Here is a 22,249-nt window from a genome sequence, read left to right as displayed (position 1 = left end):
GTTACCCGCCGAGCTTGGCCTCCAGTGCCGCGATGCGCGTCTTCAGGGCCTCGTTCTCCTCGCGCGCCAGGCGCGCCATATCCTTGACCGCCTCGAACTCCTCGCGCTTGACCAGGTCCATATCGCGCAGGAATTTTTCGGCCTGGGTGCGCATCACCGTGTCGAACTCGCGCTTGACGCCCTGCGCGGCGCCGGCGGCATCGTTCATCAGGCGGCCGATCTCGTCGAAAAACCGGTTGTTGGTCTGGGTCATGTCGGTCTCCTGGCGGCTTTCGATGAACTCTGCGCGAACGCGCGGGAAGACAATGGCAATCCGTTTGGGCCGGTTCAAGGGCCGATCGGCGGTATCCTTGTCATGCCCCGGTTTCCTTGCAATCGTATTCAACGTCCCTGCATAAGAAGAATCACAAAAGGCGCTCGAGATGATCGACCAGCAGATCGCGATCCCCACCAAGGACGGTCACACCGCAACCTTCATCAGCCATCCCGAACGCGGCGGGCCGTTTCCGGTCATCCTGTTCTACATGGACGCGCCGGCGATCCGCGAAGAGCTGCGCGACATGGCGCGCCGGCTCGCAACATCGGGCTATTACGTGATGCTGCCGAACCTCTATTACCGCTCCGGCGTGATGGAGCTCGGCGCGCTGCCGGCCGATCCGAACGCCCCGGAACGCAAGCGCATGTTCGCGCTGATGGGATCGCTCACGATCCCCATGATCATGGACGACACGCGGGCGTTGCTCACCTATGCCGAGGGCCAGGCGGCCGCGAACACCAAACTGATCGGTACAGTCGGCTACTGCATGAGCGGCCGCTACGCCGTCAACGCCGCCACGCATTTCCCTGATCGCGTCAAGGCCGCCGCCTCGGTCTACGGCACGCAGCTCGCAACCGACCAGGACGACAGCCCGCATCTCGCGGCAGCCAAGACCAAGGCCGAACTCTACTTCGCCTGCGCCGAGACCGACATCTACGCGCCCGCCGAGATCATCGAGAAGGTGAAGCAGGGCATGAGCGGCGCCAAAGCCGAAGTCGAGATCTATCCCGGCACCCATCACGGCTTCGCCTTCCCCAAGCGTCCGGTCTATCACCGCGACGCCGCCGAGCGGCATTGGGAGCGTCTGCTGGCGCTCTATCGCCGCAATCTCGTCCAGACATAGAAGGCGCGATGCAACTTCTGCTCATCGACTTTCCCGCCTTCAAGCCGATCGCGATCGAGATCGGCCCGTTCGCGATCCGCTGGTATGCCCTGGCCTATATCTGCGGCATCGTGTTCGGCTGGCTCTATGCGCGCTCGCTCCTGAAAAGGGAGCGGCTGTGGGGCGGCCCGGCGCCGATGTCGCTGGTGCAGATCGACGACTTCATTCTGTGGGTCACGCTCGGCATCATCCTCGGCGGCCGCACCGGTTATGTGCTGTTCTACAACCTGCCCTTCTTCATCGACCATCCCGCCGCGATTTTCAGGCTGTGGGAAGGCGGCATGTCCTTCCACGGCGGCTTCCTCGGCTGCGTCGTCGCGGTGATGTGGTTCGCCTATCGCAACCGCATCTCGATCCTGTCGCTCGGCGACATCACCACCGCCGTCGCTCCGGTCGGGCTGCTGCTCGGCCGCATCGCCAATTTCATCAACGGCGAATTGTGGGGCCGCGCCGCCGACCCGGAGCTGCCCTGGGCGATGATCTTCCCCAATGATCCCACCCAGCTGCCACGCCATCCGAGCCAGCTCTACGAGGCCGGCATGGAGGGCATTTTGCTGTTTGCCGCCCTCGCGATCATGATCCGCTTCGGTGCCCTGAAACGGCCGGGCATGATCCTCGGCGCCTTCATCCTGATCTATGGTTTGAGCCGGATCGCCGGCGAGCATTTCCGCGAACCGGACGTCCAGCTCGGCTTCCTCTGGGGCGGATTAACCATGGGCATGCTGTTGTCGATCCCGATGCTTATTGTGGGCGGCATACTTATTGTATTGGCGGTGAGGCGCGGTGCGCCCGAGCCCGTAGGGGCTATTCGTTAATTCCTTTTGAGAAGATAGGCCGTGACCGACCAGCCGTTACTCGACGAGATCAAGGCGCTGATCAAATCCTCGGGCCCCATGCCGGTCTGGCGGTACATGGAACTGTGCCTGATGCATCCGCGCTATGGCTACTACGTCTCGCGCGATCCGTTGGGACGAGAAGGCGACTTCACCACTGCGCCGGAGGTCAGCCAGATGTTCGGCGAGCTCTTGGGCCTGTGGACCGCCTCGGTGTGGAAGCAGATGGGCTCGCCGCAATTCCTGCGGCTGATCGAGCTCGGCCCCGGCCGCGGCACCATGATGGCCGACGCCCTGCGCGCGCTCCGCGTGCTGCCGCCGCTCTACCAGGCGCTCCACATCCACATGGTCGAGGTCAATCCCGTCCTCCGCGAGCGGCAGAGTGCGACGCTGTCGGGCGTGCGCAACATCGCCTGGCACGACAGCATCGACGACGTGCCCGAGGGACCGAGCATCATCCTCGCCAACGAATATTTCGACGTGCTGCCGATCCACCAGATGGTCCGACACGAGAACGGCTGGCACGAGCGCGTGATCGAGGTCGACGCCAACGGAAAACTTCAATTCGGCGCGGCGGCCGAGCCGACGCCGCGCTTCGAGGTGTTGCTGCCGCCTCTGGTGCGCGCCGCGCCCGTCGGGGCCGTGTTCGAATGGCGGCCCGATGCCGAGATCATGAAGCTCGCCAGCCGCGTGCGCGACCAGGACGGCGCGGCGCTGATCATCGATTACGGTCATCTGCGCAGCGATGCCGGCGACACCTTCCAGGCGATCGCGCGCCACACCTTCACCGATCCCCTGAAGGCGCCGGGCCAGGCCGACGTCACAGCCCATGTCGACTTCCAGGCGCTCGCGCGCGGGGCGGAGGACGTCGGCGCCCGCGTGCACGGGCCGGTGACGCAGGGCGATTTCCTCAAACGCGTCGGCATCGAGACCCGTGCAGCCGCCTTGATGCAGAAGGCGGCGCCTGACGTCGCCACCGACATTTCGATCGCGCTCAAGCGCCTGACCGAAACCGGGCGCAGCGGCATGGGTTCGATGTTCAAGGTGCTCGGCATCTCCGAGCCGCGGCTGACGGGCCTTGCGGGACTCAGCGATCTCGAACGCGCCGGAGACGATTCATGACGCTTGCCTCCTCGCTGCTGTCCGCGGTGCCCGGCCTGCGCCACGCCTTCTTCACCCGCGAGGGCGGCGTCTCGGGCGGCATCTATTCCGCGCTGAACGGCGGGCTCGGCTCCAATGACGACCAGGCCCTTGTTGCGGAGAACCGCCGCCGCATGGCCGAGCATGTCGGCGTCGCACCCGAACGCTTTCTCAGCCTGCACCAGATCCATTCGCCCGACGTGCTCGTGGCCGAAGCTCGGTGGCCGAGCGGGCCGCGGCCGAAGGGCGATGCGCTGGTGACGAAGGTGCCCGGCATCGCGCTCGGCGTCTCCACCGCCGATTGCGGACCGGTGCTGTTCGTCGATCCCAATGCGGGCGTGATCGGCGGCGCGCATGCCGGCTGGAAGGGTGCGCTCACCGGCGTGCTGGAGCAGACCATTTCGGCGATGGAAAAACTCGGCGCCTCGCGGAGCCGCATCATCGCCGCGATCGGCCCGCTGATCCGCCAGGACAGTTATGAAGTCGGCAACGAGTTCGTGGCGCGCTTCATCGAGGCGGATGGAGACAACGCCATGTTCTTCATCCCGTCGGTGCGCGAGGGACACGCGATGTTCGACCTCGCCGGCTTCATCCGCAAGCGTCTGGAAGCCGCGGGCATCCTGATGATCGACGATCTCGGTCTGGACACCTACGCCGACGAACGCTTCTTCAGCTACCGCCGCTCGGTACATCGCAAGGAGCCGGATTACGGCCGCCACGTTCACGCGATCGCGCTCGAAGCGTGAACACAAAGGCAACCCCGTGTCATTCCGGGGCGATGCCTGCGCGCGATGATAGTGGCCTGTGGCGCTCCCGCCCTAGACGTTAATGCGTTTTAACGATATCGCTGCCCTCCATAATGAGGGACGCGTCATTCATCTTGCGTCGCGCGGGTTCGCGCGTGCTGGCGATCATGCTGCTGACGGCGGCGGCCGCGCTTGGCGGCTGTGCCGGTGGCGGTGGTGCCGCGAACTCCTATGCGATGGCGCCGAGCGCCGGCTCGGGGGCGACAGTCGCGTTCGAATCGATCGATGGGCCGCCGCCGCAAGTATTCGACCGCATGGTCGGCGTGCTCGACAGCGAATCCAAGCTGCGCAGCCTGTCCGTGGTCTCCCGCGAGGGGACGGCTGCCTACCGCGTGCGCAGCTACCTCTCCGCCCAGATCGTTCGTGGCAAGACCGTGATCGCCTGGGTCTGGGACGTCTACGACGCCAACCAGCAGCGGGCGCTGCGCCTTTCAGGCGAGGAACCGACCGCGGCCAAGGGCGGCCGGGATCCTTGGGGCGCGGCCGACGACCTCGTGCTGCGGAAGATCGCCCAGGCCGGATTCAGCGGACTTTCCAACATGATCAACGGCGCGCCGGATGCGCCGAACTCGGCTCCCGGCTTGCGCGGGCCGGCCGTGGCGAGCGTGATCCCGGAGGCTCCATTGGCCGACATGCCGGCCTCGGCGCTCGGCTATGCCGAGCGCTAACCCCCGCGAAACCACGGCCCCATTTTCCGGCCAAACCGTTGGCCGGACTCGGGATTTCGCAGGGAAAACGTAGTGCCCCGGGTTGCCATTGCAGCCCCCGGCCTGATATTTCCTCGCCCGTCGTAACCGTGCTTCCAGTGGGTATTGTTTGATGTTGAACATCGTGTCCAGCAAAGCGCGGGAGGAAGCGTCCATGTCGGCCAAGAACGGCTCCATCAAGCTCGTCGCCGGCAACTCCAATCCGGCTCTCGCTCAGGCCATCGCGCAAGGTCTCGACCTGCCGCTGACCAAGGCGGTGGTACGGCGCTTCGCCGACATGGAGATCTTCGTCGAGATCCAGGAGAACGTGCGCGGCTCGGATGCCTTCGTCATCCAGTCGACCTCGTTTCCGGCGAACGACCATCTGATGGAATTGCTGATCATCACCGACGCACTGCGCCGCTCCTCGGCGCGCCGCATCACCGCGGTGTTGCCCTATTTCGGCTACGCCCGGCAGGACCGCAAATCGGGTTCGCGCACGCCGATCTCGGCAAAACTCGTCGCCAATTTGATCACCCAGGCTGGCGTCGACCGCGTCATGACGCTCGACCTGCATGCCGGCCAGATCCAGGGCTTCTTCGACATCCCGACCGACAATCTCTACGCAGCGCCGCTGATGGTGCGCGACATCAAGGACAAGTTCGACCTCTCCAGGACCATGGTGATCTCGCCCGACGTCGGCGGCGTGGCGCGCGCACGCGGCCTCGCCAAGCGCATCAACACCCCGCTCGCGATCGTCGACAAGCGCCGCGAGAGGGCGGGTGAATCCGAGGTCATGAACGTGATCGGCGACGTCGCCGGCTACACTTGTATCTTGATCGACGACATCGTGGACTCCGGCGGCACGCTGGTGAACGCCGCTGACGCGCTGATCGCCAAGGGCGCCAAGGACGTCTACGCCTACATCACCCACGGCGTGCTCTCCGGCGGCGCGGCGGCCCGGATCACGAACTCCAGGCTGAAGGAGCTGGTGATCACCGACTCGATCCTGCCGACGGATGCGGTGAGCAAGGCCCCGAACATCCGCACGCTGCCGATCGCCAGCCTGATCTCCGACGCGATCGCGCGCACCGCGGCGGAAGAGTCGGTGTCGAGCCTGTTTGACTGAGGTTTTCGCCTCTGGCCGCTTGCGGAAAATCGTAGGGTGGGCAAATGCGCAACGCGCCGTGCCCACCTTTTTTGTGGCCATGAAGACGGTGAGCACGCTTCCGCCTTCGCTCGTCGAGCTCCGGCGGACAAGTCGCTTTGCCCCCTACCGCCTCACGCGCCGCCGCCCCCCGGGTTGTTGCCAACGAGCGCCCATGACATCATCCGAATCCCGAGTCATCTCTGCCCTCTGGATGCCCGATGCCACGCCGGAAATTTGCCTGGGAGAAGCTGTCGGATGATGAGTTGCTCAAGCAACGCCTCTCCAGCCTGAGGGTTACGGTCGAAGGCACCTGGCTCGAGGACTGCGTCAGAACGCTCTACGAGGAACTCGAGGAGCGCGGCATCCGGCTGCGGCCGCACACCTGGATGTCGAGCGAATGGTTCAGTCCGGGCGGCGTTCCCGGCATCGCCATTCCGTTCTATCTCGCTCATCCCCGCCTGATGAAGCTCGAGAAGAAGATGATGTTCGACGTCGAGGGCGGAACCTGGCGCGAATGCATGGCCATCCTTCGTCACGAAGCGGGCCATGCGATCCAGCACGGCTACCAGTTGCAGCGCCGCCGGCGCTGGCAGCAACTGTTCGGCCCGTCGTCGAAACATTATCCGCGCTATTACCGGCCCAATCCGGCCAGCCGGCGTTACGTCCAGCATCTGCGGCTGTGGTACGCGCAGAGCCATCCGGACGAGGATTTCGCCGAGACCTTTGCGGTGTGGCTGCGGCCGCGCTCGAACTGGCGAACGCGATATGCGGGCTGGCCGGCACTGAAGAAGCTTGAATATGTCGACGAGCTGATGGGCGAGATCGCGGGAAAGCGGCCGCCGATCACGACGCGGGAGCGTGTCGATACGCTGGGTCGGCTCAGCCAGACGCTCGAAGAGCACTACAAGAAGAAGCAGGCGTTCTACGCCTTCACGCCCCCCAAGACCTACGACCGCGATCTCTCCCGGCTGTTTTCAGCCGATCCAAGGCACCACCGCTCAAAGCCGGCTTCAGCCCTGATCAGGCGCCACCGCTCCCAGATCAGGCAATTGGTCTCGCGATGGACCGGCGAGAATCAGCTTACGCTCGATGCCGTGCTTGACGAGATGATCTCTCGTTGTCGCGAGCTCGATCTGCGTGCCGTCGGCCCTGAACAGAAGCTTGTTCTCGACTTCATCGTCCTCGTGACCGCCAAGACGATGCACACGATGTTTGGCCCGTCTCGACGAAAATGGATCGCGCTATGAGACGTCTACGCATTCTGGTGCTCATGCATCCGGACTTCGTGCCGCCGGACTCCAGCGACGGGCACACCGCGCAGGAAATCAACGCGTGGAAAACGGAATACGACGTGGTGAGTACCTTGCGCGCGGCGGGCCATGAGGTTCGCCCACTCGGCGCGCAGGAGGAAATCAAGCCGGTGCGCGAAGCTATCGAGGAATTCAAGCCGCACGTGGTGTTCACGCTGCTGGAGGAATTCCACAACAACGTCGCCTTCGACCAGCACATCGCGAGCTATCTCGAGCTGATGAAGGTCCCTTATACCGGGTGCAATCCGCGCGGCCTGACCCTCGCCCGCGGCAAGGATTTGTCCAAGACGCTGGTGCATCACCGCCGGATCGCCGCGCCGGCCTTTGCGGTCTTCCCGATGCGCCGCAAGGTGAAACGCCCGACACGCCTTGCGCTGCCGCTGATCGTCAAGAGCCTGAACATGGATGGCTCGTTCGGCATCTCGCAAGCATCGATCGTCGACACCGACGAGAAGCTGGCGGAGCGGGTTGCCTTCATCCACGAGCGGGTCGAATCCGCCGCCATTGCCGAGCAGTTCATTGAGGGGCGAGAGCTTTACGTCGGCGTGCTCGGCAACAACCGCTTGCGCGTTCTGCCGGTCTGGGAGCTGAAATTCGGCAGCATGGGCGGCCGCTCGTCACGGCATATCGCCACGGAGAAGGCCAAGCACGACACCGACTATCAGGAGAAGGTCGGCATCGTCGACGGACCTGCGAAGGATCTGGCGCCGGAAGTGACCGCCAGGATCCAGCGGGCCGCGAAACGCATCTACCGGGTGCTCGGCCTCGACGGCTATGCGCGCATCGATTTTCGTCTCACTGCCGACGGCACGCCATATTTCATCGAAGCCAATCCCAATCCCGAGATCGCCAAGAGCCAGGAGTTCGCCACGGCGGCTTTACATGACGGGCTCAAATATCCGGCTCTCCTGCAGCGCATCCTGGCCCTCGGGATCAGCCGCGCCAAAGCGGGAGTCTCACTCGGCTGAGACGAACACGGCTGCGATCGCCCCTCATCCTTCGAGACGCGCTTTGCGCCGCTCGGGATGAGGGATGGTCGTTGCGCCGCGTTACACGATCCCCGCAGCGACCTGGCCGCGCAGGCGTTCGAGCCCGAGCAGTGTCTCCGCGCAGGCGGCTGCCACTTCGACGCCCTTGATGGCAAAATGCTTGCGGAAGAAATCGTAGTGCACCTCGGTCTCGTGGAATTGCTGCGGCGTCAGCACCGCGGAGAACACGGGCACCTCGGTGCGCAGCTGCACGTCCATCAACGCCTTGATCACGGTATCGGCGACGAACTCATGGCGGTAGATGCCGCCGTCGACGACGAGGCCGGCCGCGACGATCGCGGTGTAGCGTCGTGTCTTGGCCAGGATCTGCGCATGCAGCGGGATCTCGAACGAGCCCGGCACCTCGAACACGTCGACATGATTGAGGTGGCGCGCTTCTGCCTCCTTCGCGAAGGCGATGCGGGCCTCCTCGACCACGTCGCGGTGCCAGCATGCCTGCACGAAGGCCACCCGCTGCGGTTTCGCGAAGCGCGGATGGTCGGGCACCGGATCTTGCGGAACCGGCGGTGGCGTTTGAGTTGGTTGGGACGTTTCGGCTTGGGGATCTTGCAACATCTGATTCATGGCTTTCCTCAGTTAAGGACCAGAATCAGGGCACACGGAACGACAAACAGCCGCATCCTGCGATGCGTCTGCCACCGACCGTTCTCTTTCATCCGGACTTTAACCGTCGGCTTCGGAGTTGCACCGAATCTGCTGACCCTTCCCCTCAGCAAGGCTTTGAGGAAGGCGCTCGCGGGCTTAGGCCTTACGGCCCTTACCGCCGGTGGGGACTTTCACCCCGCCCTGAGAACATCGGCCGCCCGGGATGAACGGCCTGACTGCAAATATGACGCCGGTTCGGGGCCGCGGCAAGCGGGTTCCGCATGGGAAAACCGCATGGTCCCATGCCGCCATGGCGGTCCAGGGGGCACGCGACGGAATTAGCGATTGGCGGGCCATCGAATCCGATTCCGATTTGTTCTTCCCGTTAATAATTGTGGCGGAGATGAGCTGTGGACGAACGAGTCCTGACTTGTGGACGGACTCGGCAGCCAGTTGCGCAGATTCCGCAAATCACATCAGTTGATCCGCGACAAGCCCGCGCTGATCCGAATGGATCGCCTTAGCAAGATTTAAGGGAGCGCGCGCCGGACCAACCGCGTGCGTATCAAAGACAACAAAAAGGCAAGAGGTCGAGACGGCATGTCCCTGCTCGAAGGCACCATCGATTCCAAAAACCATCCGCTCGCGGTGGTCGAGGATATCGCTGCCAGCAACAACTGGCCGTTCGAACGCTCCGGCGAAGACGAACTCACGATTGTCTCCAAGGGACAATGGACCGACTACCAGATCTCCTTCACCTGGATGGGCGAGATCGAGGCGCTGCATCTGGCCTGCGCGTTCGACATGAAGATCCCGGTTGCGCGGCGACCGGAGGTCCAGCGGCTCGTGGCCGCGGTCAACGAGCAATTGTGGGTCGGGCACTTCGACCTGTGGACCACCACCGGCATGATCATGCACCGGCAGGCCCTGGTGCTGCCGGGCGGGCTCATCGCCTCCACCGGCCAGTGCGAAGCCATGCTCGCAGGCGCCATCCACGCCTGCGAACGCTATTTCCCGGCGTTCCAGTTCGTGGTGTGGGCAGGCAAGTCCACGACGGAAGCCATGGACGCGGCCATGTTCGACACGGTGGGCGAGGCGTAAGCGCACTCAGCTCTCCAGCGCGTGAGGAAGGCGTCGCTCCCTGCTCGCCGTCGTCCCGGCGAAGGCCGGGACCCATACCGCGTGATTTCGCTTGTGGCACGCTGCTTGTTGCCAACACCTCCATCCATTAAAACCAGTTGTGGTATGGGTCCCGGCCTTCGCCGGGACGACACTGAGTTTGTGGCAACGGCTATGACGAGCAACAACACTCTCGAGAACATCACCGGCACCATCCTGCTCGCCGGTGCCGGCAAGATGGGCGGCGCGATGCTGACCGGATGGCTTTCGGGCGGGCTCGATCCGCGCCGCGTCGCGGTGATCGATCCGCACATCTCGGCCGAGATCACCGCACTTGCCGCCAAGGGGATTGCGCTCAATCCTGATGTGACGACGGCAGGCCAGGTCGAGACGCTCGTCGTCGCGGTGAAGCCGCAAATGTTCCGCGAGGCCGGCGCCAAGCTGAAGCCATTCGTCTCCGACAAGACCGCGGTGGTGTCGATCATGGCGGGAACCACGATCGCCTCGCTCGAGGAGGTCTGCGGCGGCGCGGTGGTGCGCGCGATGCCGAACACGCCGGCCGCGATCGGTCGCGGCATCACGGTGGCTGTCGCCGCGAACAATGTCAGCGCACAGCAACGCGCGGTGGCCGATGCGCTGCTACGCGCCACCGGCTCGGTCGAATGGGTCGACGATGAGAGCCTGATGGACGCGGTCACTGCGGTGTCCGGCTCGGGTCCGGCCTATGTGTTTTTGCTGGCCGAGGAACTCGCGCGCGCCGGTGTCGAGGCGGGATTGCCCGAGGCGCTCGCGACAAAACTCGCGCGCGAAACCGTCGCCGGCTCGGGTGAACTTCTCCACCAGTCGGAGCTTGCCTCCGGCACGCTGCGCCAGAACGTCACCTCGCCCGGCGGCACCACGGCCGCGGCACTCGGCGTGCTGATGGGCGAGCCCGGCCTGCGCGATCTGATGATCCGCGCCATCGCGGCGGCGACGAAGCGGTCGAAGGAATTGGCGAAGTAAGAAAGTGTGCCGTAGGGTGGGCAAAGCGAAGCGTGCCCCACCCATTCGAATGCAATCGCGGAAAGATGGTGGGCACGGCGCTGCGCGCCTTTGCCCACCCTACGATTTCGAGCCTGCGGCTAGCCGCTTGTTGAACATCTCGACATTGACGAGCCCGCGCGCGTGGCGCCCTTCGCCGAGTTTTCGCGGGCCTTCGAAGGCCTCGACCTCGAAGCGGATGACGCGGCGCTCGACCGCGAAAACCTTCGCAGTGGTCCGCACCGTCGCACCGACGAGGGCTGCTGCAAGATGGCGGATATCGACCTCGGTGCCGACGGTGACCCAGCCCGGCTGAAGCGCCGCACGAATCGCATCGCCCGACGTCATCTCCATTTCCAGGATCATCATCGGCGTCGCATAGACCATCGGCATGCCGGGCACGAAATGCCCGACCGTGCGCTCCACCGGCACCACCAGCGTGCGCTCGGCGCTCATGCCGACCTTGATGAAGTCGCGTGCGTCCATGGGGCCTCCCCCCGTCGTCCTGGACAAGCGCAGCGAAGCGGAGCGCCGATCCAGGACCCATTACCCCGACCCAACATTGTCATGCGCGGTCTAAACCACGACCTGCTGCGACAACTGCCGCTTGGGGTAATGGGTCCTTGGCTTTCGCCAGGACGACCTTTGTGGTTGCCGAACCAGCGCCGGCTACTTCTTCGCAGCCGCCGCGCGCTCCACGAACGTCTTGCCGCCCTTCATCTTGTGGCGGAGCGGGGCTTCATTGATCTGGATGACGACGGCGTCGGCATCGACGCCGAGATTCTTCACCAGTGCCTGGGTGATGTCGCGCATCATGCCGGCCTTTTGTTCGTCGGTGCGGCCTTCGGCCATGCTGACAGTGATCTCAGGCATTTTTCTCTCCCTTGGGGCCGGACACCGGCCATTGACGGGCGCCATCAAACAGGAGGTAGATGTCCGGGACAAGCCCGGGCATGGCGACGTCAGCGAATGGCTAGCCCCAGCTCACGTCATGGCGCGCCAACACCTCGCGCACTTTGGCGACGAGGTCGGCCTCGCTGCACGAGAACTGCGCCGGGCGGCTCTCGCGCCATTCCTGGTTGGAAGCGATCGCGGCCGCCGCCTTCGCGCCCTCGATCAGATCCTTGATCTGCACCTCGCCACGCGCTTTTTCATCCGAGCCCTGGATGATGACGCAGGGCGCATTGCGGCGATCGGCATATTTGAGCTGGTTGCCCATGTTCTTGGGATTGCCGAGATAGAGCTCGGCGCGAATGCCGGCGGTTCGCAACAATGCGACCATCTTCTGATAGTCGGCGACGCGGTCGCGGTCGAACACGGTGACGACAACGGGGCCAAACCCGGGCTTCGTGTCGAGCTTGCCGAGCAGCGACAGCGCTGCCTGAAGCCGCGACACGCCGATCGAGAATCCGGTCGCCGGCACCGGCTCGCCGCGAAAGCGCGAGACGAGACCATCATAGCGGCCACCACCGCCGACCGAGCCGAAGCGGACCGGGCGGCCCTTGTCATCCTTGGTCTCGAGCAGCAGTTCGACCTCGTAGACGGGGCCCGTGTAATATTCGAGACCGCGCACCACGGAGGGATCGATCTTGATGCGGTCCGCGCCGTACCCCGACGCCGTCACCAGTTTCGCGATCTCTTCCAGCTCGCTCACGCCGGCCTGACCGACTTCGCTCTTGGCGAGATAGACCTCCGCCGCGGCGATCGCCTCTTTCCAATCGTCGCGCGGTTTGGTGATGGCGAGAACGACGTCAGCCTCCGACGCGCTCAAATTGGCGCCCTTCGTGAAGTCGCCCTTGCCTTCTTCGCCGCCATCCCATCTACCGGGACCGAGCAGTTTGCGAACTTCCTCGGCGGGAAATTTGTCGAGCTTGTCGATCGCGCGCAGCACGGTCAATCTGCGTGCTGCGTTCTCTTCGCCGCCGAGCCCGATGGCTTCCAGAACGCCGTCGAGCACCTTGCGGTTGTTCACCTTCACGACATACGAGCCGCGCGCAATGCCCAGCGCTTCCATCGTGTCGGCCGCCATCATGCAGATCTCTGCATCCGCCGCCGGCGTCGCCGAGCCGACCGTGTCCGCATCGAACTGCATGAACTGGCGGAATCGGCCGGGGCCAGGCTTCTCGTTGCGGAAGACGTAGCCCACGCGATAGCTGCGATAGGGCAACACAAGACCGTCGGTCCCGTAGCGCTCGCCGACATAGCGCGCGAGCGGCGCGGTCAGATCGTAGCGTAAGCTGATCCACTGCTCGTCGTCGTCCTGGAACGAGAACACGCCCTCGTTCGGACGATCCTGGTCGGGCAGGAACTTGCCGAGCGCATCGGTGTATTCCATCGCCGGCGTTTCCACGGGCTCGAAGCCGTAGAGCTCGTAGACGGCGCGGATCTTCTCCACCATCTCGCGCGTCGCCCGGATCGCGGCGGGATCGCGATCCTCGAGCCCGCGCGGCAGCCGCGCCTTCAGCTTCTGGGATTTTTTGGGTTTTTCGGCCATGCGCGGCATTTACCAGCCGACGCGTGATGCGGCAACTGCCGGGTAATCGCTTACGGCTGCTCCATCCGCGCCCGGAGCGCGTCGGCATCCGCTTTCGGCAGCGACTTCAGCGTTGGCTTGATGGTTTCGCCGCCGACGATCTTGCCGTTGCGCATGAACATCCAGTCCGAGATGTCGGCTTCAGTGAATTCGACCTTATCGCCTGCCCGCTTGCCGGCCAGATCGCGTGGCTCGTTGGCGAAGAGGCCGGAATAGGCCCCATTGGGTAGCTTCTTCACCTCGGCCATCCAGATGTGCTCACCGCCTTTGCGGGTCGAAAAGTGCACCTTCAGGGCATGCCCTGTCTCCGACGGCTTCGGCGCCTCGTAGGAGGCCCAAAAGGTCGGCAGCGTGCCGCGGGCGCGCGCGATCGCGGTGTTCATCTCCGGATCGGTGGTGCGCACGTCGACGACGGGCGAACGGCCCTCAGCGGAGACGTCCGGCTTGGGGCCGATGGTCAGAATGCCGAATACGGTGATGCCGGTGACCGCGGCAAGAACGACCCATTTCAGGGACTGGGGAAGAGTGGATGTCATGATCGCGATGTCCGGATGACTCGATGTCTGGGTATGCGAGGTCTTGGACTTTGTCGCACGATCATGGTGTCGCGTTCATGGCGAGAAAAGCCAACCAGCGATGCCCTTTTCCCCTCTCCCCTTGTGGGAGAGGGTGGCTCGCCGCGTAGCGGCGAGACGGGTGAGGGGTTCTATCCGCGAGTCCAACTGACCCTTGAACTCGCGGATAGAACCCCTCATCCGGCGCTTCGCGCCACCTTCTCCCACAAGGGGAGAAGGAAGAAGGGCCTCAATCCACCTTCCGGATCCAGTTGTGCGGATCATTGGTGCGGCCGTACTGGATGTCGACGAGCTGCTTGCGCAGGCCCATGGCGACGGGGCCCGCGGCACCGCCGCTGATCTCGAAATCGCCGCTCACCGAGCGCACCGTGCCGATCGGCGAGATCACGGCGGCGGTGCCGCAGGCAAACGCTTCCTTCAGCTTGCCGCTGGCCGCATCCTTGCGCCACTGGTCGAGCGAGTACGGCTCCTCACGCACGGTCTTGCCGGCGTCTTTGGCCAGCGCAATGATGGAGTCGCGGGTGATGCCGGGCAGGATGGTGCCCAGCGGCGGCGTCGAGAGCGACCCGTCGTCGAACACGAAGAACACATTCATGCCGCCGAGCTCTTCGATGTAGCGGCGCTCGATTGCATCGAGAAAGACGACCTGGTCGCAGCCGTGCTGGATCGCCTCGGCCTGCGCACGCAGGCTTGCGGCATAGTTGCCGCCGCATTTGACGGCGCCGGTGCCGCCGACGGCAGCGCGCGTGTAATTCTCCGACACCCAGATCGAGACCGGCGCGGGGCCGCCCTTGAAGTAGGAGCCGACCGGCGAGGCGATCACCGCGAAAATGTATTCGGACGACGGCTTGACGCCGAGGAAGGTCTCGCTCGCGATCATGAAGGGGCGCAGGTAAAGGCTACCCTCGCCGCCCGGCATCCAGGCGCGATCGATGCGCACGATTTGCTCGACCGCCTCGATGAAGACGTCTTCAGGGAGCTGCGCCATCGCCATGCGGTCCGCCGAGTCCTTGAAGCGCCGGGCATTGGCATCGGGGCGAAACAGGTTCACGCCGCCGTCGTCGCGCTTGTAGGCCTTGAGGCCTTCAAAAATTTCCTGGGCGTAGTGCAGGACGGCGCCGGCCGGATCGAGCTGGAAATTGGCGCGGGCCTCGACACGCGCCTCGTACCAGCCGCCCTTGGCCTGGTTGTAGCGGACCACTGCCATGTGGTCGGTGAAGACCCGCCCGAAACCGGGGTCGACCAGCTTGGCGACCCGATCCTTCTCGGAGGTCGGATTGGATGCGGGCTGGATGTCGAATTTCATGCTCATGTCCTTGCCTCCCGCTGCCGGTAGCGGCGCCGTTGTGGCACCCGCCTGCCCCGATTTGGGCCCGGCTGGCTCGATTGGTTTCTGGCCGGACCGCCGCCAGCCTTGTTACGGCCGGTTTCCGTGGCCAGCATGTCACCGAGGACATGCTTTTGCGGAAGACGGAAGTCCAGTATGTTTTGCCGAAATGCCGTTCGACAATCGCACGGTAGATCTGCTCCGGCCGTCTCCGCCTGTCCGGCCCACTGCGGCCGCCTTGCTTCGATGCCCACCCGACGCGAAACGATCTAAAATTTCGTGCGGGCTGATCGTTTTGTAACATTGAGACCAAGATACGTCAATATGCCTGACATAAATCTCGCGACTCCTTCTCAAGACGCAGCCGGGCCGCGGCCGGCCGCAGACGACGGAGGCAATTTGCGCTGGGATATCATCGAACTGCTGTTCTTCGCCTATCGCGATTTTGTCGGCGATCCCGACCAGGAGCTGGAGGCGTTCGGCTTCGGCCGGGCCCATCACCGCGTCATGCACTTTGTCTATCGTTATCCCGGCCTCAAGGTCGCCGACCTCCTCGACGTCCTGCGCATCACCAAGCAATCGCTCGGCCGGGTGCTCAAGCAGCTCCTGGACGAGGGCTATATCGTGCAGAAGACCGGCGACAATGATCGCCGCCAACGCCTGCTGTTTGCGACACCGAAGGGCGAGGCGCTGGTGCAGAAGCTCGCCGGCCTCCAGACCACGCGCATCACCAAGGCGCTTGCCGAGATGGCGCCGCAGGATGCCGAGACCGTCAAGCGCTTCCTGCGCGCGATGATCGACCGCGACGATCCGGACAAGGTGCTCGAGACGATCTTTGCCACCGTCAATCAGGACAAGGAGTGACCGTGCCGCTCGCTGCCACGCTCGCACGCCCGCCGGCACGTCCCGCAGACGATGCCCCGCATCTCCTGCTGGTCGATGACGACCGCCGCATCCGCGATCTGCTCTCGCGCTTCCTTGCCGGCGAAGGTTATCGCGTCTCGACCGCCGCGAGCGCTAGCGATGCCCGTTCCAAGCTTTTGGGCCTGCACTTCGACCTCTTGATCCTGGATGTCATGATGCCCGGCGAGACCGGCTTCGATCTCGCCCGTTTCATCCGGACCTCGTCCTCGGTGCCGATCGTGATGCTGACGGCGCGGCATGAAGCCGAAGCGCGCATCGAGGGCCTGCAGATCGGTGCCGACGATTACGTCGCAAAGCCGTTCGAGCCGCGCGAGCTTGCGCTGCGCATCAACAACATCCTCAAGCGCGCCGCGCCGCCGCCACAGGCCGCCGCGGTCGAGAAGATCGCGTTTGGCCCGTACATCTATCACCTCGACCGCGGCGAATTGCGCCAGGGCGAAGACGTCATTCACCTCACCGACCGCGAGCGCGAGATGCTGCGGATTTTGTCGGAGACACCGGGCGAGACCGTGCCGCGCAGCGCGCTGACCGGCAATGGCAGCGTCAACGAGCGCGCCGTCGACGTGCAGATCAACCGCCTGCGGCGCAAGATCGAGACCGATCCCGCCAATCCGCTGTTCCTCCAGGCCGTGCGCGGCATCGGCTACCGGCTGGTAGCCTCGCCATAAAGAGTGAACCGCCACCGATGAGCACGATCGATACCGGCCTGACGCTTTTGAAGAGCGCCGCCGGCCGCGTCTCCGCCGCCAATGGCTGGATGGGCAATGCGTTCAAGGGCTGGATGCCGACCGGCCTTTATGCGCGTGCGCTGCTGATCATGATCGTGCCGATGGTGATCCTGCAATCGGTGGTCGCCTTCGTGTTCATGGAGCGGCACTGGAACACGGTGACACGCCGCCTGTCGGCCGCGGTGGTGCAGGACATCGCCGCGCTGATCGACGTCTACAAGGGCTACCCGCAAGACAAGGATCGCGACCAGATCCGCCGCATCGCGCAGCAGCGCCTGGGCCTCGTCGTCGATTTCCTCCCGGCCGGCGACATGCCGCCGCCGGGACCAAAGCCGTTCTTCTCGCTGCTCGACCAGACGCTGTCGGTGCAGCTCGGCCGCCAGATCGGGCGCTCCTTCTGGATCGACACGGTCGGCCGCTCCAATCTCGTCGAGATCCGGATCCAGCTCGACGACGCCGTGATGCGCGTGTTCGCGCAGCGCAGCGCCGCCTATGCCTCGAACTCGGAGATTTTCCTGTTCTGGATGGTCGGCACGTCCTCGATCCTGCTGATCGTCGCAGTGCTATTCCTGCGCAACCAGATCAAGCCGATCCTGCGGCTTGCCGACGCCGCCGAAAGTTTTGGCAAGGGCCGCGAGGCGCCGAATTTCCGCCCGCGCGGCGCGCGCGAGGTGCGGCGCGCGTCCGTCGCCTTCCTCGAAATGAAGTCGCGCATCGAGCGGACGATGGAGCAGCGCACCGCGATGCTCGCCGGGGTCAGCCACGATCTGCGCACGATCCTGACGCGGTTCAAGCTCGAACTGGCGCTGATCGGCGACAGCCCCGAGATGGAGGGCATGCGCAAGGACGTCGACGAGATGTCGATGATGCTCGAGGACTACCTGGCGTTTGCCCGCGGCGATTCCGGCGAGCAGTCGCAGCCGACCGACATGGCGCAGGCCCTCGAGGAGCTGCGCAGCGACGCCGAGCGCCACGGCCACACGGCGACCGTCGCATTCAACGGATTGCCTGTGGTCACGGTGAAGCCGGCCTCGTTCAAGCGCTGCCTCGCCAACCTCGTCACCAACGCCGCCCGCTACGGCAAGAGCATCGCCATCACCGGCCAGCGCGATCACCGTTATTTGACCGTGACGGTGGACGACGACGGGCCGGGCATCCCCGCGCACTTACGCGAAGAGGTGTTCAAGCCATTCCTGCGGCTCGACAACGCCCGCAACCAGGATGAAGGCGGCACAGGTCTTGGCCTCGCGATCGCCCGCGACATCGCCCGCTCGCACGGCGGCGACATCACGCTTGGCGACAGTCCGATGGGCGGATTGAGGGCGAGCGTGCGGATACCGGTGTAGCTGCCTCTTCCCTTCTCCCCCTGTGGGAGAAGGTGGCGCGAAGCGCCGGATGAGGGGTCTCTCTCCGCGAATTCAAAGCGAAAAGAGTCACACGCGGAGACAAACCCCTCACCCGTCTCGCCGCTGCGCGGCGAGCCACCCTCTCCCACAAGGGGAGAGGGGAAGAGCCCTACTTCGGCAGCAGCGCCTTCAGCTTTTCCATGTCACGCACGTTCATCTTGAAGCCGCCGGGCATCACGATGTCGCCGGGCTTCTGGTCCGGCTTGCAGGCTCCCAGCCATTTCGCTTCGAGCTGCACGGTCGTGTCGCGGCCTGCCGCGCCGGCGGCGCCGCCTTGCGCGTGCGACGACGTCTTCACCGTATAGGCCGAATTGAAATCGCCGGTGATCTCAGCATGCGAAGTCGTGCTGATGCCGGCGACATTGCACTCGGAATCGCTGACATAGCCGGTCGCGGTCTTCTTGATGTCCTGCTTGGCGCAGATCTGCTTGGCCATCGGCGAGACGTTGTTGTTCATTTCCTTGTCGACGGTCTCGTCGGTGCAGTGCTGCATGGTCATCTCGGGCACCGGCGTGCCGGTCCGGACCATCTTCAATTCCCACAGCCCCGCCTTACGCACCGGCAGGTCGTCAGCGCGAGCGCTGCCTGCCGACAACACGAGGCAAAGGGCGGAGCCGAGCAAAGCGAGTTTGCGCGTCATGTGGGAAGTTCCCGGCTGAGAGGTAGCGGCGTGCGAAAGCGCCTCAGTAGAGCGTGCGGATCGGCTGGTCGGCGGCGCCATAGGGCACCCAGCGGCAGGAGAACGAGATGTAGCCGCCCTCATAGGCCTGCACCGCCAGGAATTTGGCGACTTTGCCATAGCGCGCGCAGTGATCGACCGCGACCTGCCGCGCATCGACCTGGGTTGCCATCGAATAGGCGATGATGCCGCCGGTGTCGTTGCCCTTGAACGGAGGCACCGGAAGCAGATCGGCATGCGCCGACTGGCTCGCCATCATACCCAAGGCAAGTAGGCCCGCGGCCGCAATGATTCGCATTCCCGTCACTCCGATTGGTTGGCGGCAGTTTACGGTGTCGGCGCGGCGGTGGAAAGAACGGATGGCCGGTCCAACGCAGCATTGCGGTCAACTCGTCGGCAAGTGTTGCCGCGCTGCACTTGACCTCCCCCGGCCTTCACGGCACCGTCCGACCCTTGCAGATCATGCTGTCTGGATCATCCATGCGCGCCTCGACCTTCCTGAAATCGCTCCGCTTTGCCGCCGTGCTCGGCCTCCTGTTCGGGGCGCTGTCGCTCGGCGAGGCCAGGGCCGCCAATCCGCTGGAGCTGAATTTCTGGCTGAGCGGGCCGCGCTATGACGGCAACGTCTCCGAGTGCGACAGGGCACTGCCGACGATCGCGACCCAGTTCTGGGAGAAAGAAAGCGCGTTCTGGAATTCTTCGTTGAAGATCACCGGCTTCGCCGCAGTTCACGAGACCGCGTTCCGGCCTTGGGCATCCGACAACATCCCGCGCCGCTATTGCACCGGCGAGGCCATGCTCACGGACGGCAAGATGCGCAAGGTGCATTTCTCGATCGTGGAGGATGGCGGCTTCGCCGGCTACGGCCAAGGCGTCGAATGGTGCGTGGTCGGGCTCGACCGCAACTGGGCCTACAACCCGGCCTGCCGCGCCGCCAAACAGTAATTGAAACGTTCTGATCCGGACCGATCAGGCGGCCGAACGACGGTCGCCCGCATTTTGTTCTTGAAATGTTCTTATCGCCTGCTAGGCTTGCCTGCACAGTCTAGTTGAGGGGCGTCGCCATGTTTCATTCCAGATTGCATTCGTTCTCCCGCCTGATGATCTCGCTGACGCTTGCGGCCGGGCTGGCTGCGCTGGCCGATGGCGCAAAGGCCCAGGACAAGCGGCAGAACACGCCCGGCGAATTCGATTTTTATGTGCTGTCACTGTCTTGGTCGCCCTCTTTCTGCGAGGAGGCGGCGGAGCGCGGCGGCCGCTCGCAGACCCAGTGCAGCGGACGGCCCTACGCTTTCGTGGTGCATGGTTTGTGGCCGCAATATGAGAGCGGATTTCCGGAATATTGCCAGCGGCCCTCGCCGCGGCTGAACCGCAGCATCGTCTCCTCCATGCTCGATCTGATGCCGGCGCCGGGGCTGATCTTCAATGAGTGGGACAAGCACGGCACCTGCTCGGGGCTCGCTGACCGCAGCTATTTCGAGACGATCCGCAAGGCGCGCGCCGCGATCAAGATTCCAGCCGAGTATCTCGATCTATCGCAGGCCAAGACCGTGGCGCCGGCGGAGGTGGAGGAAGCCTTCATCAAGGCCAATCCGGGCCTCAGCAATGCCGCCGTCTCGATCACCTGCAACCGGACGCGGCTATCGGAAGTCCGCATCTGCCTCAGCAAGGACCTGCAATTCCGCGCCTGCGAGGAGATCGACCGCCGCGCCTGCCGCCGCGACCAGGTGACGATGCCGCCGATCCGGGGTGGCTAGCCCAGGCGTCGTGCCTCTTTGCTCGGGCCGTCACGTGGCGTAGTGCTCTTGCATGAATTACCGCCACGCCTTCCATGCCGGCAACTTCGCCGATGTCATCAAGCACATCGTGCTGACGCGCATCATCACCTATCTCCAGGACAAGCCGGGTGCGTTCCGCGTCATCGACACCCATGCCGGCGCTGGCCTCTACGATCTCGAAAGCGACGAAGCGCGCCGGGGCGGCGAGTGGCTGACGGGCATTGCGCGGCTGATGCAGGCGCGGTTGTCGAACGACGCCATGGCGCTGACCAAGCCCTATCTCGACATCGTCCGCGCCTTCAATCCGAAGGGCGAGCTCAAGGCCTATCCGGGCTCGCCGCTGATCGCACGCGGCCTGCTGAGGCCGCAGGACCGCCTCTTGCTCTGCGAGCTCGAGCCGAAGGCGCGCAAGGCGCTGATCGGCGTACTGCGCCGCGACGAACAGGCCCGCGTGGTCGACCTCGACGGCTGGATGGCGCTGCCGGCTTTCGTGCCGCCGAAGGAACGGCGTGGGCTCGTTCTGATCGACCCGCCCTTCGAGGCAAAGGACGAGTTCGAAAAGCTCGCAGAGGCCTTCTCGGCGGCTTTCGCGAAATGGCCGACCGGTATCTATGTAATCTGGTATCCCGCCAAGAGCCGACGCGCCACCGACACGCTGGTGCAATCAGTGGCGCGGCTCGCAGCCGCAGCAAAGCCGCCGGGAAAATGCCTGCGCCTCGAATTCAGCGTGGCGCCGCAAGCCGACGGCGCAGCCCTCACCTCCAGCGGGCTCTTGATCGTCAATCCGCCTTACACGCTGCACGGCGAACTCAAGACGATCCTGCCGGAGCTGGAAATGCCGCTCGGCCAGGGTGGCGCTGCCAGATTCCGATTGGAGGTGCCGAGACCGTAACACTCCGGCATTCTTGGGAAAAATATGCAGGAGCGGTAGTCAATCTGCAGAGAACCGTATTATGCTGTTGCGGTGACTGGCTTTACGTTCCGCTTCCGCGAATGGTTGCGGCGGAGTGAAGGCCTAAGAAAGATCCAGTCGGACCGAATGGTCTGCCGAAGGATGGCCAGCTCCCGGGCTTCGTAAGGCCCGGTCATGTCGTGACGCGCGTCTGCGTCACGACGGAGGAGCAATGAGGGGGAGTTTCCCGATGGCCATGACGGGAACGGTCAAGTTTTTCAACGGTGAGCGCGGCTACGGATTCATCAAACCGGACGACGGGGGCCGCGACGTCTTCGTACATATTACTGCTGTGGAGCGGGCCGGACTGAAGGACCTTGCCGAAGGACAGCGTATTACTTTCGAAGTCGAACCGGACAAGAAGGGCAAGGGGCCGAAGGCGGTCGATTTGGTCATCCTTCCCTAGCGAGCCAAGCGTCAAAAAAATCCCGGCCGCAAGCGGCCGGGAGG

The 22,249-nt window shown here is 64.4% G+C and carries 26 protein-coding genes and 1 riboswitch; of the genes, 17 read left to right on the top strand and 9 right to left on the bottom strand.

The window, feature by feature from the left end:
* Window position 1: 1 nt before the first annotated feature.
* Window positions 2-253 carry an accessory factor UbiK family protein gene (locus tag ACIPUD_RS26915; protein ID WP_135170330.1) on the bottom strand — a complete coding sequence of 84 codons (252 nt, stop codon included), beginning with the start codon at window positions 251-253 and terminating at the stop codon, window positions 2-4.
* Window positions 254-422: 169 nt separating this feature from the next.
* Here ACIPUD_RS26915 and ACIPUD_RS26910 point away from each other — a divergent pair, with 169 nt between their 5' ends.
* The 8 genes from ACIPUD_RS26910 to ACIPUD_RS26875 all read left to right on the top strand — a co-directional run bounded on the left by ACIPUD_RS26910 (window position 423) and on the right by ACIPUD_RS26875 (window position 8,092).
* On the top strand, window positions 423-1,160 hold the full coding sequence (locus tag ACIPUD_RS26910) for a dienelactone hydrolase family protein (protein WP_085350060.1): 738 nt from the start codon (window positions 423-425) through the stop codon (window positions 1,158-1,160).
* A gap of 8 nt (window positions 1,161-1,168) precedes the next feature.
* A complete protein-coding gene (lgt, locus tag ACIPUD_RS26905; RefSeq protein ID WP_446481859.1) occupies window positions 1,169-2,014 on the top strand; it encodes a prolipoprotein diacylglyceryl transferase in 846 nt (281 codons plus the stop codon).
* Between the two features lie 21 nt (window positions 2,015-2,035).
* Window positions 2,036-3,154, top strand: a complete 1,119-nt coding sequence (locus ACIPUD_RS26900; RefSeq protein WP_018453517.1) for a class I SAM-dependent methyltransferase — start codon at window positions 2,036-2,038, stop codon at window positions 3,152-3,154.
* Window positions 3,151-3,918 (top strand): peptidoglycan editing factor PgeF, encoded by a 768-nt coding sequence (gene pgeF / locus ACIPUD_RS26895; RefSeq protein WP_018453516.1) that lies wholly within the window; start codon window positions 3,151-3,153, stop codon window positions 3,916-3,918. The genes ACIPUD_RS26900 and pgeF overlap by 4 nt, the downstream gene beginning before the upstream one ends.
* Window positions 3,919-4,031: 113 nt before the next feature.
* On the top strand, window positions 4,032-4,646 hold the full coding sequence (locus ACIPUD_RS26890) for a hypothetical protein (protein WP_446481858.1): 615 nt from the start codon (window positions 4,032-4,034) through the stop codon (window positions 4,644-4,646).
* A gap of 193 nt (window positions 4,647-4,839) precedes the next feature.
* Complete coding sequence (locus ACIPUD_RS26885; RefSeq protein ID WP_007614838.1) at window positions 4,840-5,793, top strand: ribose-phosphate pyrophosphokinase; 954 nt, start codon at window positions 4,840-4,842, stop codon at window positions 5,791-5,793.
* A gap of 239 nt (window positions 5,794-6,032) precedes the next feature.
* The gene (locus ACIPUD_RS26880; protein WP_085350066.1) at window positions 6,033-7,061 is read left to right on the top strand and encodes a putative zinc-binding metallopeptidase; all 1,029 of its coding nucleotides are present in this window, start codon (window positions 6,033-6,035) and stop codon (window positions 7,059-7,061) included.
* Window positions 7,058-8,092 carry a D-alanine--D-alanine ligase family protein gene (locus ACIPUD_RS26875; protein WP_007596826.1) on the top strand — a complete coding sequence of 345 codons (1,035 nt, stop codon included), beginning with the start codon at window positions 7,058-7,060 and terminating at the stop codon, window positions 8,090-8,092. Before ACIPUD_RS26880 ends, ACIPUD_RS26875 begins: the two co-directional genes overlap by 4 nt.
* A gap of 81 nt (window positions 8,093-8,173) precedes the next feature.
* Here the strand turns inward: ACIPUD_RS26875 and ACIPUD_RS26870 are convergent, their stop codons facing one another.
* On the bottom strand, window positions 8,174-8,737 hold the full coding sequence (locus tag ACIPUD_RS26870; RefSeq protein ID WP_026232546.1) for a 6,7-dimethyl-8-ribityllumazine synthase: 564 nt from the start codon (window positions 8,735-8,737) through the stop codon (window positions 8,174-8,176).
* Window positions 8,738-8,813: 76 nt separating this feature from the next.
* Window positions 8,814-8,971: riboswitch (FMN riboswitch) on the bottom strand.
* A gap of 387 nt (window positions 8,972-9,358) precedes the next feature.
* Here ACIPUD_RS26870 and ACIPUD_RS26865 point away from each other — a divergent pair.
* Both ACIPUD_RS26865 and proC read left to right on the top strand, forming a co-directional pair.
* Window positions 9,359-9,859: a YbjN domain-containing protein gene (locus ACIPUD_RS26865; RefSeq protein WP_018453509.1), complete on the top strand. Its 501-nt coding sequence runs from the start codon at window positions 9,359-9,361 to the stop codon at window positions 9,857-9,859.
* 192 nt (window positions 9,860-10,051) lie between these two features.
* A complete protein-coding gene (gene proC / locus ACIPUD_RS26860; protein WP_166517543.1) occupies window positions 10,052-10,879 on the top strand; it encodes a pyrroline-5-carboxylate reductase in 828 nt (275 codons plus the stop codon).
* 99 nt (window positions 10,880-10,978) lie between these two features.
* Here the strand turns inward: proC and ACIPUD_RS26855 are convergent, their stop codons facing one another.
* The 5 genes from ACIPUD_RS26855 to ACIPUD_RS26835 all read right to left on the bottom strand — a co-directional run bounded on the left by ACIPUD_RS26855 (window position 10,979) and on the right by ACIPUD_RS26835 (window position 15,317).
* A complete protein-coding gene (locus ACIPUD_RS26855; protein WP_018453507.1) occupies window positions 10,979-11,383 on the bottom strand; it encodes a thioesterase family protein in 405 nt (134 codons plus the stop codon).
* Between the two features lie 183 nt (window positions 11,384-11,566).
* Window positions 11,567-11,815: a tautomerase family protein gene (locus ACIPUD_RS26850; RefSeq protein ID WP_083926322.1), complete on the bottom strand. Its 249-nt coding sequence runs from the start codon at window positions 11,813-11,815 to the stop codon at window positions 11,567-11,569.
* 55 nt (window positions 11,816-11,870) lie between these two features.
* Window positions 11,871-13,391 carry a histidine--tRNA ligase gene (hisS, locus tag ACIPUD_RS26845; RefSeq protein WP_446481857.1) on the bottom strand — a complete coding sequence of 507 codons (1,521 nt, stop codon included), beginning with the start codon at window positions 13,389-13,391 and terminating at the stop codon, window positions 11,871-11,873.
* Between the two features lie 50 nt (window positions 13,392-13,441).
* Window positions 13,442-13,966 carry a YegJ family protein gene (locus ACIPUD_RS26840; protein WP_018453504.1) on the bottom strand — a complete coding sequence of 175 codons (525 nt, stop codon included), beginning with the start codon at window positions 13,964-13,966 and terminating at the stop codon, window positions 13,442-13,444.
* Window positions 13,967-14,234: 268 nt separating this feature from the next.
* A complete protein-coding gene (locus tag ACIPUD_RS26835) occupies window positions 14,235-15,317 on the bottom strand; it encodes a branched-chain amino acid aminotransferase (RefSeq protein WP_026232543.1) in 1,083 nt (360 codons plus the stop codon).
* 339 nt (window positions 15,318-15,656) lie between these two features.
* Here ACIPUD_RS26835 and ACIPUD_RS26830 point away from each other — a divergent pair, with 339 nt between their 5' ends.
* The 3 genes from ACIPUD_RS26830 to ACIPUD_RS26820 are packed head-to-tail and all read left to right on the top strand — an operon-like array spanning window position 15,657 to window position 18,330.
* Entirely contained in the window at window positions 15,657-16,196 is a 540-nt protein-coding gene (locus ACIPUD_RS26830) for a MarR family winged helix-turn-helix transcriptional regulator (protein WP_446481856.1), read from the top strand.
* Window positions 16,193-16,924 carry a response regulator gene (locus ACIPUD_RS26825; protein ID WP_018453502.1) on the top strand — a complete coding sequence of 244 codons (732 nt, stop codon included), beginning with the start codon at window positions 16,193-16,195 and terminating at the stop codon, window positions 16,922-16,924. The genes ACIPUD_RS26830 and ACIPUD_RS26825 overlap by 4 nt, the downstream gene beginning before the upstream one ends.
* 17 nt (window positions 16,925-16,941) lie before the next feature.
* Complete coding sequence (locus ACIPUD_RS26820; protein WP_018453501.1) at window positions 16,942-18,330, top strand: ATP-binding protein; 1,389 nt, start codon at window positions 16,942-16,944, stop codon at window positions 18,328-18,330.
* Window positions 18,331-18,499: 169 nt separating this feature from the next.
* Here ACIPUD_RS26820 and ACIPUD_RS26815 read toward each other — a convergent pair whose 3' ends face one another.
* Window positions 18,500-19,030, bottom strand: coding sequence for a DUF3617 domain-containing protein (locus ACIPUD_RS26815; RefSeq protein WP_446481855.1), 531 nt, complete (start codon window positions 19,028-19,030; stop codon window positions 18,500-18,502).
* A 43-nt stretch (window positions 19,031-19,073) separates the two neighbouring features.
* Window positions 19,074-19,367, bottom strand: a complete 294-nt coding sequence (locus tag ACIPUD_RS26810; RefSeq protein WP_026232542.1) for a hypothetical protein — start codon at window positions 19,365-19,367, stop codon at window positions 19,074-19,076.
* A gap of 182 nt (window positions 19,368-19,549) precedes the next feature.
* Here ACIPUD_RS26810 and ACIPUD_RS26805 point away from each other — a divergent pair, with 182 nt between their 5' ends.
* The 4 genes from ACIPUD_RS26805 to ACIPUD_RS26790 all read left to right on the top strand — a co-directional run bounded on the left by ACIPUD_RS26805 (window position 19,550) and on the right by ACIPUD_RS26790 (window position 22,205).
* On the top strand, window positions 19,550-20,014 hold the full coding sequence (locus ACIPUD_RS26805; protein WP_018453498.1) for a hypothetical protein: 465 nt from the start codon (window positions 19,550-19,552) through the stop codon (window positions 20,012-20,014).
* Between the two features lie 119 nt (window positions 20,015-20,133).
* Window positions 20,134-20,826 (top strand): ribonuclease T2 family protein, encoded by a 693-nt coding sequence (locus ACIPUD_RS26800; RefSeq protein ID WP_026232541.1) that lies wholly within the window; start codon window positions 20,134-20,136, stop codon window positions 20,824-20,826.
* A gap of 52 nt (window positions 20,827-20,878) precedes the next feature.
* Entirely contained in the window at window positions 20,879-21,739 is an 861-nt protein-coding gene (locus ACIPUD_RS26795; protein WP_018453496.1) for a 23S rRNA (adenine(2030)-N(6))-methyltransferase RlmJ, read from the top strand.
* Between the two features lie 250 nt (window positions 21,740-21,989).
* Window positions 21,990-22,205 carry a cold-shock protein gene (locus ACIPUD_RS26790; RefSeq protein WP_007614865.1) on the top strand — a complete coding sequence of 72 codons (216 nt, stop codon included), beginning with the start codon at window positions 21,990-21,992 and terminating at the stop codon, window positions 22,203-22,205.
* The last annotated feature ends 44 nt before the right edge of the window (window positions 22,206-22,249 follow it).

The organism is Bradyrhizobium sp. CAR08, from assembly GCF_052871955.1.
Note: the sequence above shows the minus strand (reverse complement) of the source record. Positions and strands in the feature narration are given on the sequence as shown.